Below are 12,707 nucleotides of genomic sequence, written 5' to 3'. Positions count from 1 at the left end.
ATGGCCAGACCCCATTTGATCCTCTTCTCAGATCTGGACGGCACCCTGCTGGACCACGACGACTACCGCTGGCACGCGGCGGGCCCCGCCCTGGAAAGGCTGAAGGCAGCCAATATTCCCCTGGTGCTTAACTCCAGCAAAACCATGCCGGAGATCCGGGCTTTGAGGGAAGAACTTGGAAATAACGATCCGTTCATTGTCGAAAACGGTGCAGCCGTGGTTATTCCGCCCCACGCCCTGGGCAATGCGGAAGAAGAAGTGGTGAATTTTGGTGCAACCCGGGAACGCGTCCTTGAGGTGCTGGGCGCGCAACGGAAGAAGGGCGCGCGATTCAGGGGGTTTGCCGACATGTCTGCCGATGAACTGGCAGCGCAGACCGGCCTGGATCCGTCAGCGGCTGGGCGGGCCAAAGAACGGCTGGGAACTGAACCATTGATCTGGCAGGGCTCGGAGCAGGAGCTGGCGGAGTTTGAAGCGGCTCTGAGTGCCGAGGATCTCCGCCTGGTAGCGGGCGGACGTTTCCTCCATGCCATGGGTATATTTGATAAAGCCGATGGGGCCCGGTTCTTGCTAAACAAATACAAAGAGCAATACCGGGAGCAGTATGGCGATGGGCCAGTGTTGGCCATTGCCCTGGGTGATAGCCCCAACGATCAGCAGATGCTGGAATCGGCGGATATACCGGTAGTGATCCGGGGCGTAAAGAGCGAAGAGGTTCGGTTGCCTTCGGCAAAGCACGCCATGCGCTCCCTCAAGCCCGGCCCCGAAGGCTGGAATGAGTGCGTACTCAATCTCCTGTTTGAGTACGGGTACTGACCCGTTCGAGTCCGGGTATAAAAAAGGAGAGCCGCCATGGGCGACTTTTACCAGAATGGCATTATCACAACCCTTCATAACCTGGTTCGGCGTCCGGTAGAGGAACTCGAAGCGGAGCTGATGAGTTTTCGCAAGACCCGGCCCATGTCCCTGGTGTTGCCCTCCCTGTACTCGGAGCTGGAAGGGCCGGCCCTGAAAAATATCGTGCATGAGCTGGGCAAGGTGCCTTATCTGGACCAGGTGGTCATTGGCCTGGACCGAGCCAACGAGGAACAATACCGCCACGCCCTGGAGTACTTCTCCGAACTGCCACAGAACTTCAAGGTGCTCTGGAACGACGGGCCCCGGCTCAGGAACATTGACCTGAAACTTCGTGAGCAGAACCTGGCACCGACGGAAATGGGCAAAGGGCGAAACGTCTGGTATTGCTTTGGCTATGTACTGGCTTCGGGTGTCAGCAAATCCGTTGCCTTGCACGACTGCGACATCCTCACGTATTCCCGGGACCTGGTGGCCCGCCTTATCTATCCCGTGGCTAATCCTGGCTTCAACTACATGTTCTGCAAAGGCTATTACGCTCGGGTGGCGGATAGCAAAATGAACGGACGGGTGAGCCGCCTGTTGGTGACACCGTTGATACGATCCCTGAAGAAGGTCTGCGGGCCCAACGATTTCCTGGATTACCTGGACAGTTACCGGTACCCACTGGCCGGGGAATTCTCGTTTCGCACGGATGTGATCAATGACCTGCGTATTCCCAGCGACTGGGGACTGGAGATCGGTGTGCTGTCGGAGATGAAGCGCAACTACGCCACCAACCGCTTGTGCCAGGTGGATATTGCCGATGTCTATGATCACAAGCATCAGGAGCTCTCACCGGAAGATGCCAGCAAGGGCCTGTCCAAAATGAGCATGGATATCGCCAAGGCTCTGTTCCGAAAGTTGGCGACCAACGGTGAGATTTTCTCCAATGAGAAATTCCGGACTATCAAGGCCGCGTACTTCCGCATTGCACTGGATTTTGTGGAGACCTATCAGAACGACGCCATTATCAACGGCCTGACGTTTGATCGGCACAAGGAAGAGAAGGCGGTGGAGCTGTTCGCCCAGAACGTGATGCGGGCGGGCGCCTATTTCCTCGATAACCCCATGGACACCCCCTTTATTCCCAGCTGGAACCGGGCCACAAGCGCGATTCCTGATATCAAGGAGCAGTTGCTGGAGGCCGTGGAGCTGGATAATGAGGAATTCCGGCCATGACCCAGGCTCTGAAAGCGAAACTGGTTTCCATGCTGGATGTCGTCTATCCGGAGCTGGACTGTGACTTTCTGGCCGAACAGTTGCTGACCACCACGGGTCTGGAGCCGAACCAGGCCCCGCCGCCTGCGCACCAGAATAACTGGGATGAATCGGATGTGGTGCTGATTACCTATGCGGACACGGTTCAGCGGGCGGAAGAAAAACCACTGCAGACATTGCATCGGTTCCTCGCGGATTGCCTGTCAGATTCAATTTCGTCAGTGCACATTCTGCCGTTTTTCCCCTACAGCTCCGACGACGGTTTCTCGGTCATGGATTATCTGGCCGTGAACGAATCCCACGGAAACTGGGAGGATATCGAGGGCATTGCCCGGGATTACAAGCTGATGGCGGACCTGGTGATTAACCATATGTCGGCCCGCAGCCGCTGGTTCGAGAATTTCCGCAAACGGGTAGACCCAGGCAAGGATTATTTCTTCGAGGGCAATCCGAGGGATGATCTGAGTGCCGTTGTGCGGCCCCGAACCTCGCCACTTCTGAATCCGGTTCAGACCGATGATGGCGAGCGTTATGTCTGGTGCACGTTCAGTGAGGATCAGGTCGATCTGAATTTTGCCAACCCGAAGGTGCTCATAGAGTTCGCGGCCATCATCAGGCGCTATCTGGAGCGCGGCATTATCATTTTCCGGCTCGATGCCGTCGCTTTTCTCTGGAAAGAGCCGGGCACACCCTGCATCCATCTGCAGCAAACCCATGAGCTGATCAAGATCCTGCGACTGCTGATTGAGCATCACAGCCCGGATGCGGTGGTGATTACCGAGACCAACGTGCCCAACCGCGAAAACCTCACCTATTTTGGCAACGCCAACGAAGCCCATGTAATCTATAACTTTTCCCTGCCGCCCCTGCTGATCAATACCCTGGTTACCGGCGACTGCAAGCACCTGAAAACCTGGCTGATGAGCATGCCGCCGGCGCAGATGGGCACCACCTATCTGAATTTTATTGCGTCCCACGATGGCGTGGGTATGCGGCCGACGGATGGTCTGCTGACTGAGGAAGAGAAGCGGCGCCTGATCAACACCATGGATTCCTTCGGCGGCAAGGTCTCGTACCGGCGCACGCCGGATGGCCGCGACCAGCCCTACGAAATCAACATCGCCCTGTACGATGCGCTGCAGGGCACGGCGGAGTCGGGCCGGGATCACTGGCAATTGCAGCGCTTCGTCTGCGCCCACACCGTAATGCTGGCGCTGGAGGGGATTCCCGCGATCTACATCCACAGTCTGCTGGCCACCGAGAACGATGTGGAGCGGGTGGAACATACCGGTCGTCTGAGGTCCATTAACCGCAGTCAGTGGCAACTGGATGATCTGGAGCAGAAGCTCGCGGACCCCCTGAGCCACCACAGCAAGGCGTTCCAGGAGCTGAAACGCCTGATCGCCATTCGGCGTAAACAGCCGGCGTTTCATCCGAACGCGACCCAGTTCACCCTGCATCTCGGGCTTCAGCTGTTTGGTTTCTGGCGCCAGAGTATGCGCAGGGATCAGTCCATCTTCTGCATTCATAACATCAGCAACGAAGTACAGCAGGTAGCCCTGAGCGACATCAATCTGATTGGTACCGATCATTGGCAGGACCTGATTTCCGGAATGACCATTGATGACCTGTCCGGCTCGATTACCCTGAAACCCTACCAGAGCGTATGGCTGTCCAACCTGGAAGTTACCGTCTGATCATCTGACAACGTGATTTGTGCAATGCTCGAAAAACATAGGGTATCCTGTGCCCATATGAGCAAGGCCGAGACGTCATACATGATCAAAGCAATCAAGGTAACCGGGGGCAATCTGAGCTGGGAGCCCTGGGAAGGGCCGGGTGAACCGCCCGCAGACCACGTCGAAATCGAGGTTGTCTGGACAGCCATTAACCGGGCTGATTTGATGCAGCGCGCCGGTGTTTACCCACCGCCGCCGGGGGCGTCCGATATTCTCGGGCTGGAAGTGAGTGGCCGGATTGCCTCGGTAGGTTCCGGGGTAACCAGATTCAAGCCCGGCGACGAAGTCTGCGCCCTGCTGACCGGGGGCGGTTACGCGACCCGGGTGGTAGTGCCGGAGGTTCAGGTCCTGCCCATACCAAAAGGCTTTTCGCTGGAGAAAGCGGCGGCCATTCCGGAGGTCTTGGCCACCGCCTGGCTGAATCTGTATCACGAAGCCGCGCTGAAACCGGGCGAACGGGTGCTTTTGCACGCCGGGGCCAGTGGTCTGGGAACGGCCGTTATCCAGCTAGCCACTGCCTTTGGCAATCCGGTATTTGCCACTGCCGGCGATGAAGCCAAGCTGGAGGTTTGCCGCAATCTGGGAGCCAGTGGCGTTTGGAACCGGAACGAGGGTTCCTTTATTGATGCCGTCACTGCGTGGGGCGGCGTGGATATGGTTCTGGATCCGGTCGGAGGCAAATATGTTGCGGAGGATCAGCGGGTTTTGAATGTTGATGGGCGCATCGTGCTGATTGGGCTGATGGGCGGCCGGATGGCCGAAGTGGATCTGGGCCTGATGCTGGTTAAACGCCAGCGCCTGATCGGTTCCACCCTCCGTTCACGTACGGTCGAGGATAAGGGGGAGGTGATGCAGGCGCTCTACCGGCACGTCTGGCCACTGCTAGCAGCCGGCCAGATTGAGCCTCTGATTGACAGCACCTGGTCAATAGAAAAGGTGGAAGACGCGATGGCCTATGTGGCCGAGAACAGGAACACCGGCAAGGTGCTCCTGAAGATCTCCGACTGATTCACAAAGTCCACACGCGTCTCAGGTATTGCAGTCAGTCTGCGATGTGAACCAGCTGTTTACCGAAGTTCTTGCCTTTGAGCATGCCTTTAAAGGCTTCAACAGCATTATCCAGGCCTTCGGCAACGGTTTCCCGGTACTTCAGCTCACCAGAGGCAATCCGTGAGGCCAGGATGTCCGTGATTTCCTGGTGCTGGTCCTGCCACTCGGTCACGAGGAAAAAACGATGTTCGGGGGCCGGATCAAGCGCCCCGAGCACGTGGAAGGGAGTTTCCACGCTGGCCATATCTTTTGCATTGTAGGCAGAGACAAAACCGCAGATGGGCACCCGGGCTCCCTCATTCAACAGTGGGGCAACGGCGCGCGTAACGGCACCACCCACGTTTTCAAAGTAGATGTCGATGCCGTCGGGGCAGGCCGCTTTGAGATCCGCTTCCAGGTTGCCCGCCTTGTAGTCGACGCAGGCGTCAAAGCCCAGCTCATTGACCACGAAATCGCACTTCTCAGGCCCGCCGGCAACGCCAACTACGCGGCAGCCCTCTGTTTTTGCGGTCTGGCCAACGACAGTGCCGACAGGGCCGGAGGCTGCCGAGACAACCACGGTTTCGCCGGCTTTCGGTTTGCCGACGTACATAAGGCCGCAATAACCGGTGCGCCCTGGCATGCCTGCAACACCAAGGTAGGTTTGCAGGGGCACATTGTCCCGTTGCTGAATTTTGTAAACCATCGGCGCGTCCGCCGGGAAGGTGACGTATTCCTGCCAGCCGGAGTAGCAGGTAACCAGGTCGCCGACTTTCAGGTCCTCCGAGCGGGATTCCACCACCCGTGCAACACTCTCGCCGACGATAGGCTCATCGATGCCAATGGGATCCATGTAACCCTTGGCATCGTTCATGCGTGGACGCATGTAAGGGTCCAGTGAAAGCCAGAGCACTTGAGCAACAACTTCGCCCTCGTTAGGGGAGCGGACAGGACGCTCTTCCAAAACGAGATCGCCTTGTTGGATTTCGCCCTGTGGGCGTTGCTTGAGCACTACCGCTCGGTTCTTGTATTCGCTCACTTGTTCTCTCCGGTTGCATAATGAAACCAGATTAGGGTGCAGCAGAATGGATTTCCGGTCAACCTCTCATCATGCCGACACAAGACTGGCCCCGGGGTTTTATTCTCCGGCTTGATGGCTATAATCGGAGACCTGCTCAGGACGAGCTTAAAAACCGATTGCTCTTCAAGGAATGAAGATATGCCCCAGGCAAGTGGATTGCAGTTTACCGCCCGTGTTGGCGCACTCCCCTCCGATCTATTTTCAGTGGTTGGCTTCACACTGACCGAGCGCCTTTCCGAGGTGTTTCAGGGTCGTCTTGAGCTGGCCAATACCGACCCATCGATTCAGGCAGCGGAGATCCTGGAGCAACCGGTTGATCTCGTTATCTGGCAGGACAGCGTGCCGCTAAGGCGTTTCACGGGTGTGGTCAACGAGTTCGTTCGAGGCGATGCTGGTCATCGGCGCACCCGTTATGAACTGAATATCGAGTCGCCGCTCTGGCGTCTGGGACTGATGCACAACAGCCGGATTTTCCAGACCCAAAGCAGCGATACCATCGTGCGTACCTTGCTGGAAGAGCGCGGCATTATCGACTCGGTTTTCGATCTGAAACGCACTCCGGAGCAGCGGGAGTATTGTGTTCAGCATCGAGAAAGCGACCTGGCCTTCCTCGAACGCCTCGCGGCTGAAGAGGGCTGGCATTACAGGTATGAACACGGGAGCGTGGACGCAGACACACAGCCGGCGCTTGTAATCGCCGACCATCATGGCGATGCGCCGAAGCTGGAGCCGGCAGAATATAACGCCAAAGCCGGCGGCAGCAGGCGCCCGGTCGTGTACCGGTTTCGATATGAAGAGCGGGTGCGGGTGGCCTCTGTGGCCATGAAGGATTATACCTTTAAGAATCCCGCCTATGCTCTGATGCATGAGCAAGCCAGCGGCGATCTGAAACACCGGGAGGACTATCAGCACTACGATTACCCCGGCCGTTTCAAGGCCGATGCCAGTGGCCAGCCGTTTACCGAAGCCAGACTGCAATCCCTCCGCAATGATGCCAGCACCGCATCCGGTGAGAGCAATCGCCCGGACTTCAGCGCCGGCGCCAAGGTTGAACTGAAGGAGCACGACAGCGACGCCCTGAATCGGGAATGGCTGCTGACCGCAGTCACTCACACCGGCACCCAGCCCCAGGCCCTGGAAGAGGAGGGCGGCAGCGAACCCACCACCTATCACAACCGGTTCAATGCCATACCTGCAGACCTGACCTGGCGTCCCCGAACGCCCCATCGTCCTCTGATGGACGGCCCGCAAATTGCGATTGTCACAGGCCCGGAAGGCGAAGAGATCCACTGCGATGAACATGGCCGGGTCAAAGTCCGTTTCCCTTGGGATCGCTACTCGAAAAATGACGAACACAGTAGCGCTTGGCTCCGAGTCAGTCAGGGCTGGGCCGGTGGCCAGTATGGCTTCATGGCCTTGCCACGAATCGGCCACGAGGTAATTGTCTCCTTCCTGGACGGCGACCCGGACCAGCCTATCATCACCGGGCGAACCCATCACATCACCAACACGCCACCCTATGGGCTGCCGGAGCACAAAACTCGCACCACCCTGAAAACCAAGACCCACAAGGGCGAGGGCAGCAACGAACTGCGGTTTGAGGATGAGGCGGACCAGGAACAGATCTACGTCCACGCCCAGAAAGACCTGGACCTGCTCACCGAGAACAACCGCACGGAAGTGATTCGGAACGACAGTCACCGCACGGTCGAAAACAACGATTTCAGTCACGTCAAAGGCAATGAGCACCGCATTGTCGATGGCGAGCAGCGGGAATCCATCGGAGGCGATTGCAGCCAGAACATAGGCGGCACATTCCACCAGAAATCCTCCCAGGGAACATTTAGCGAAGCGGGCACTGAAGTACACCACAAGGCGGGAACCAAAGTGGTGCTGGATGCCGGCGCTGAAATCACCATTTCGGCGGGTGGCAGTTTTTTGAAACTGGACCCAAGCGGCGTGACGCTATCCGGGCCTGGCATCAAGATCAATTCCGGTGGTTCGCCGGGAAGCGGAAGTGGGCAAGGGGTGCTCGCTCCAAAGCTGCCTGCCTTGCTAGATAAAGAAGGAATGGCCAAACCCCAGTCCACTGAACTGGCGACAGTCGATCAGCGCAAGCCTGCAAAACCTGATGAGCTGAAAGCAGGGCGGCTGCCTGGCTCTGATCGGAAGCTCATCGTTGATGTGATTGGCGGGAATCTGCATCGGGATACGGTTGCGGCAGTCAAGGACTCTTCGGAGGAGGAAAAGGCATGACTGATGGCGTGACGTTTTCAGACGAATCCAGGCAACGGTCAATCCTCCGAAAAGCTGAATATGATGAATCGGAGCTCAGGGATCTCGTGCTCAACATTCCGAAGCGAAACGGTGGGCAGATTACAGTCCCGTTGTTGAAAAAAGCACGAGCGAATATCGAGCGAGAGGACTACCAGGAGAATACTTTGCTCAGGGTTAAGCCCCTGGCGGAGATTGAGAGTGCCCTTCCCGTTTCGGCTGGGCATGGCGCACCGGTCAATCAGGCCAAGGCGGTTGCCCTGCTTCGGCCAGGTTATCTCTATGTGTTTCGTCGTGGCAGGATCTGGCGGGAACTGGAAATCGGTTCTGACTCCAAACTGAGTGATGTCGATTTGGGTGCTATTAAGACCGACCTGCAATCCCCCGAGAGTCAAATGCGAGTTGAGCGCTCTGCTGTGGGTGAATGGCTGGATGACCTTCTTGTTCCAGTGTTTCTTCAGGGGCAGGCCGTCATGCACGAGTTTCGTATGGCCTATAGCGAAGTCCAGTGGGATTGGGGCTATGTCGAGAAGCTTGAAAGCGATGAGCAAGCCCTGGCCGCCCGAACGACAGGGATTGGCCATGCCTGGGCAGTGATAACCCTAGATTCCCTGAGCTTTCAGTCAGGGTTCCCGGCATCTCGCGTCGAAGACCTGCCAGAACTCCGGGAACGGGATCTTGGAATCGAGCTGATGTTGGAGAATCCACGGGATTTCTCACCGGGCTTTGAGCGACCCTCGGATACAGAGCTGTGCGCGAAACTCGCCAAACGGTTAAAGAGTAATCATGAAGGCGACGATGAACCGATCGAAGTAAATATTGAATGCGAGCCCGGCCAAGACGTTCTCGCTGGTCTTAGAGGTCAAAAAGGGTTGGCCTGTGTAGCATTGCCCGATCCTCTCTTCAGATTGCGCCACTCATTGGCTCAGTTGCAGATGGCACTGCATTATCTCGATGCCGTGGATGTGTCGATCAAGAAAAATCCGATGGCCCACTCAGCAATGCTGATCCGACAGGCCGTGTTCGATCCTTCACCAAACGGAAATCCTGGCGCTCTTGCGAAGTACGCCGAGGCTATTAAACGGCAAAAGCTGGATGACGTACTGCAAGCCTCGGAAAAAGACCATGCGGTTCGGGTTATCGAAGGTCATGTTGACGAACTTCTGGAGTCAATGCGGGGGAGAAAACTTGATCCATTCTTTGAGGACTATCGTGAATGCAGCGATGTTGCGATCTCCGAGGCTTACTTGCTGATTGCGGACAAACTGAATGTTCTGCAGCAGATTCCGGGTGTTTTGAACGCACACGGTGTTCAGAGTCGAAGCGATGCATTAACCGGATTGCGACAATGGATACTAAATGGCAGTTTTCTGACGGACTGGGCGCCGGAGTCGGGATCCACCGAAGAAACTGCCGACGGTGCAATATCACTCTTTCACCGATTGGAACAGCTTACTCAGGATCAAACTGAGATTGATGGAGAGTTGCAAAATCGACTCAACATCCAGTCATTGATTTATTTGGAGAAACAGGTCAAAGAGCGTCAGGGAAGTGAAGACGGCATAGCCCGTGATCTCTCCGATGCAGGAAAGGTTGGCGGGTTGGTTTCCGGGGTCCTGGGGGAATGGAGCTCTGCACTGCTCACCGTCTGTAAACGTCTCATTGAAGAGGGTGCGGTTCAGCAGGTTGAGATTCAGCGAATCATGCAGGCCGCATCTTCCAATATTGTCCTGACCAGTCCTGATCTGAGAGGAATCGAAGTGATGGATCGGGCCGGTGCTGTCAGCAGAGGATCAATCGTTGGCATGCTCGGTAACGGCCTTAACCGGGGGTTAACGGATTTTGATCGTTCTGAAGGGATTTTGACTCGAAAAAATGACTACCTCTATGCAGATTTGTTCGACGAATCGGATGATTTGGTGGTCTCAAGCAGTCCGACCCGTGCTGCTGCAGCGGTTGAGGAAGCAGTAAACAAGGTTGCTGGCGGGACTCTGGTGTTCTTCGCCCCGGCCGATCATCCCGAGGCCCGAAAACTGGGGTTGATAAAAGTGGATCTTGCGAAGCGGGTCGGCAAAGTTGTGGATGGTCCTGGTTTCCCGTGGGTTGGTGGTTTTGGCGGCGTTTAATGCTTTTTTGGAGTTCCATGTTTTCTTACAAGCTTATGGCTCAGAGCGCGAGAACGCTGGCCTATCCTTCGCGAAGACATTTGGGGGAGCCGGCGCTGATTTGATTGCTGCATCATTTAAATTAAGTGCTGTGCTGGGAGAGCAGGCAACCGAAAAAACTCGGCTCTATAAGTTTGCAACCCGCCCACTTTTTGACGTCAAAAATTGGCCGATGGTCGGTAGCAGATTACGGGCATTGCAAGCCAATACTCTAGTACGAACTGTAGGTTTGGCGAGCTTCGTTGCGGGAACTGTAGGCGTTGGATTAAGTTTTTGGGAAATGCGCATCAGCCTCTCTAATAAGGATTTTGATGCGGCGACTGGGCATGCAATAGCGATGGCCGGTGGGTTGGTTTTTCTGGCATCTCCCCTATTGGCGACCACGTTGGCAATCCCGGGCTGGGGATGGGCAATTTTGGGTATGGCTTTCATCGTTGGAGGAGGGTTATATGCGGGGGCATCAAAGGACGATTCTTTTGAACAGTTGCTGAAGCGAGGTCCTTGGGGCACCCACCCTGAGGACATGCCAACGAACCGGGACGATCATGCATATTACAGCCAGTTACTCTCTCTACTTTCGCCAATTCAAGTGAATGTGCAAAAGTACGCCGATGTTGATCCAGACCCAGCATTATCACATCCAAATTATGCCCCTAATCCGCAGGATTACGTCATTACGGTAACGTTCCCGCTTATTAGTCGAATGCAGCTCTATCGGGGCCCAATGTGTAGAGGAGATTTGCCCGCTAGGTCGTTTAATCTTGTGGTTCAGGAATTGGCATACCAGTCTTCAAATACAAACCTCGTGGCCCCGGGCTCAGTCGCTCCGGTGAGTACTACTCAGTTGGTTAAAAGCACGCCGCTCACCAAGGTTACCGCAAGGCAATCAATACCGCATGAGTCAGCCGTTCGATTTTTGGTTAAACGAGAGTTCGATGACAGCGAGTACCGAAGTTTGTTTTATCAGGAATCAGTGACAACCAAAGTTAGAGTCGGGATACAGGCCATTTTGGATACAGAACTGGGACCGGTAATATTCCCAACGCCCATATACGAAAATTACACAGTATTCGATGTGTCCCAACATAGCTCTCCTCCGAGTAAGGAAATGGTGATTTTCGACCCGTACTCCCAGCCCGACTCACCTTATTGGTATTTCACTGAGGTTTCCGCTTGAGCATGGATAAGGAACAGTTTCAACTGTCGAAGGGCGCTTTCAGTGCCGAATCATTAGATCCTTTGCCGGATTGCCAGGCTAACCGCACGCGTATTGGCGAGGAGCTTCAGCCCATGGGCACTTACGCCGGAGTCATTCCCTATCACGCCACGGTTCAAGATGTTGAAGCGATTCAGGATCATGAGAAATCTGATTCGGGGTTCAGCGATAAGGACTGGTGGTGGAATCATCAAAGGATCCGGTTTCTGAATGGAAAAATTGGGCTGAAATTTTTAATCTTTGTTGTCCCATTTACGTGGATTCTCACGCTAGTGATTGGGGGAATGGCGACCGTCGGATGGGGAGTGTTGTCGGTAGGGCGACATTACGATTTGTCTGGCATTTTGGTCGGCGGGTTAGGCTTTATTCTCGTACCTGGATGGATGCTATTTGCCTTCTGGATAGCACGCCCCACAACAAACTGGATAATGAGTACGGGGATAGGTTTTATCCTCAAGCCCTTCGAGAAAACTATCAATCAAAGACTGGATGTCACCCTTGAAGACGGCTGTAGCGAATTCAACCGCGTTGATGGTCAGGTTCGCATTGCCTTGGGCCGGGGGCGTTTTTTTGAGGCGCCTTTCGTGGAGTTTGATGCTTATGTGGAGCGTGTTGTCCAGCACGGCGGTATCTTTTACCGGCTGATGCTGGTGCACCGCTACACCCAGAAAACCTTTAACAAAACCGGCTTCAGTACCATTGAGTCGGAAAAGTCAGAAGTATTGGCGTTGTGGGATATGTTGCAACGCTATATGGATGTGACCCAGCCACTGCCGGATACGCCGCGACTAGAGCCCTTCCGTCATCTGGACCCGGTAACGGCTGAGCATGACAGAAAGACCGGGCGGAACCCGAGGTATTGGCGGGACCTGGATCTTGAATCCTGGAAGGACGGGGAAGGCTGGACAGAGGTCCACCAGCGCCAGAGCAGGTTTCCTTGGGGAAGCCGAACCTGCAAACTTACCCCGCAATTGGGCAAGATCTCGATGGAGGAGTATCGGAAGCTGCGACCGCCTGGTGCGTGGCCAATCTAAAGCCATGTTGATGAACAAAAACTCAATTGTTGCATGATGCAACGCATGTGGTAG

General features: G+C 55.5%; 9 protein-coding genes. 8 read left to right on the top strand and 1 reads right to left on the bottom strand.

Translation table 11 applies throughout. The features are described 5' to 3' along the window. The 4 genes from J3362_RS16160 to J3362_RS16145 all read left to right on the top strand — a co-directional run bounded on the left by J3362_RS16160 (position 1) and on the right by J3362_RS16145 (position 4,862). Entirely contained in the window at positions 1 to 816 is an 816-nt protein-coding gene (locus J3362_RS16160; RefSeq protein ID WP_349521105.1) for an HAD-IIB family hydrolase, read from the top strand. Between the two features lie 36 nt (positions 817 to 852). Further along, a complete protein-coding gene (locus tag J3362_RS16155; RefSeq protein ID WP_349521103.1) occupies positions 853 to 2,076 on the top strand; it encodes a glycosyltransferase family protein in 1,224 nt (407 codons plus the stop codon). Further along, positions 2,073 to 3,812 (top strand): sugar phosphorylase, encoded by a 1,740-nt coding sequence (locus J3362_RS16150; protein WP_349521102.1) that lies wholly within the window; start codon positions 2,073 to 2,075, stop codon positions 3,810 to 3,812. The genes J3362_RS16155 and J3362_RS16150 overlap by 4 nt, the downstream gene beginning before the upstream one ends. Before the next feature lie 81 nt (positions 3,813 to 3,893). Next, positions 3,894 to 4,862, top strand: a complete 969-nt coding sequence (locus tag J3362_RS16145) for an NAD(P)H-quinone oxidoreductase (protein WP_349521101.1) — start codon at positions 3,894 to 3,896, stop codon at positions 4,860 to 4,862. Between the two features lie 34 nt (positions 4,863 to 4,896). Here J3362_RS16145 and J3362_RS16140 read toward each other — a convergent pair whose 3' ends face one another. Continuing rightward, positions 4,897 to 5,922: an NADP-dependent oxidoreductase gene (locus tag J3362_RS16140; RefSeq protein WP_349521100.1), complete on the bottom strand. Its 1,026-nt coding sequence runs from the start codon at positions 5,920 to 5,922 to the stop codon at positions 4,897 to 4,899. Positions 5,923 to 6,102: 180 nt separating this feature from the next. Between J3362_RS16140 and J3362_RS16135 the strand changes: the two genes are divergently transcribed. The 4 genes from J3362_RS16135 to J3362_RS16120 are packed head-to-tail and all read left to right on the top strand — an operon-like array spanning position 6,103 to position 12,653. Next, positions 6,103 to 8,220, top strand: a complete 2,118-nt coding sequence (locus tag J3362_RS16135) for a type VI secretion system Vgr family protein (protein WP_349521099.1) — start codon at positions 6,103 to 6,105, stop codon at positions 8,218 to 8,220. Then, on the top strand, positions 8,217 to 10,364 hold the full coding sequence (locus J3362_RS16130; protein WP_349521098.1) for a hypothetical protein: 2,148 nt from the start codon (positions 8,217 to 8,219) through the stop codon (positions 10,362 to 10,364). The genes J3362_RS16135 and J3362_RS16130 overlap by 4 nt, the downstream gene beginning before the upstream one ends. After that, on the top strand, positions 10,321 to 11,580 hold the full coding sequence (locus J3362_RS16125) for a hypothetical protein (protein WP_349521096.1): 1,260 nt from the start codon (positions 10,321 to 10,323) through the stop codon (positions 11,578 to 11,580). The genes J3362_RS16130 and J3362_RS16125 overlap by 44 nt, the downstream gene beginning before the upstream one ends. A gap of 2 nt (positions 11,581 to 11,582) precedes the next feature. Next, positions 11,583 to 12,653: a hypothetical protein gene (locus J3362_RS16120; RefSeq protein WP_349521094.1), complete on the top strand. Its 1,071-nt coding sequence runs from the start codon at positions 11,583 to 11,585 to the stop codon at positions 12,651 to 12,653. The last annotated feature ends 54 nt before the right edge of the window (positions 12,654 to 12,707 follow it).

It is taken from the genome of Marinobacter sp. NFXS11 (assembly GCF_040148675.1).
Taxonomy (GTDB): domain Bacteria; phylum Pseudomonadota; class Gammaproteobacteria; order Pseudomonadales; family Oleiphilaceae; genus Marinobacter.
Note: the sequence above shows the minus strand (reverse complement) of the source record. Positions and strands in the feature narration are given on the sequence as shown.

Bases quoted from the DNA above. Each gene is read 5' to 3' on its own strand.
- J3362_RS16160 (WP_349521105.1), top strand. From the start codon at position 1: ATGGCCAGACCCCATTTGATCCTCTTCTCAGATCTGGACGGCACCCTG.
- J3362_RS16155 (WP_349521103.1), top strand. From the start codon at position 853: ATGGGCGACTTTTACCAGAATGGCATTATCACAACCCTTCATAACCTG.
- J3362_RS16150 (WP_349521102.1), top strand. From the start codon at position 2,073: ATGACCCAGGCTCTGAAAGCGAAACTGGTTTCCATGCTGGATGTCGTC.
- J3362_RS16145 (WP_349521101.1), top strand. From the start codon at position 3,894: ATGATCAAAGCAATCAAGGTAACCGGGGGCAATCTGAGCTGGGAGCCC.
- J3362_RS16135 (WP_349521099.1), top strand. From the start codon at position 6,103: ATGCCCCAGGCAAGTGGATTGCAGTTTACCGCCCGTGTTGGCGCACTC.
- J3362_RS16130 (WP_349521098.1), top strand. From the start codon at position 8,217: ATGACTGATGGCGTGACGTTTTCAGACGAATCCAGGCAACGGTCAATC.
- J3362_RS16125 (WP_349521096.1), top strand. From the start codon at position 10,321: ATGGTCCTGGTTTCCCGTGGGTTGGTGGTTTTGGCGGCGTTTAATGCT.
- J3362_RS16120 (WP_349521094.1), top strand. From the start codon at position 11,583: ATGGATAAGGAACAGTTTCAACTGTCGAAGGGCGCTTTCAGTGCCGAA.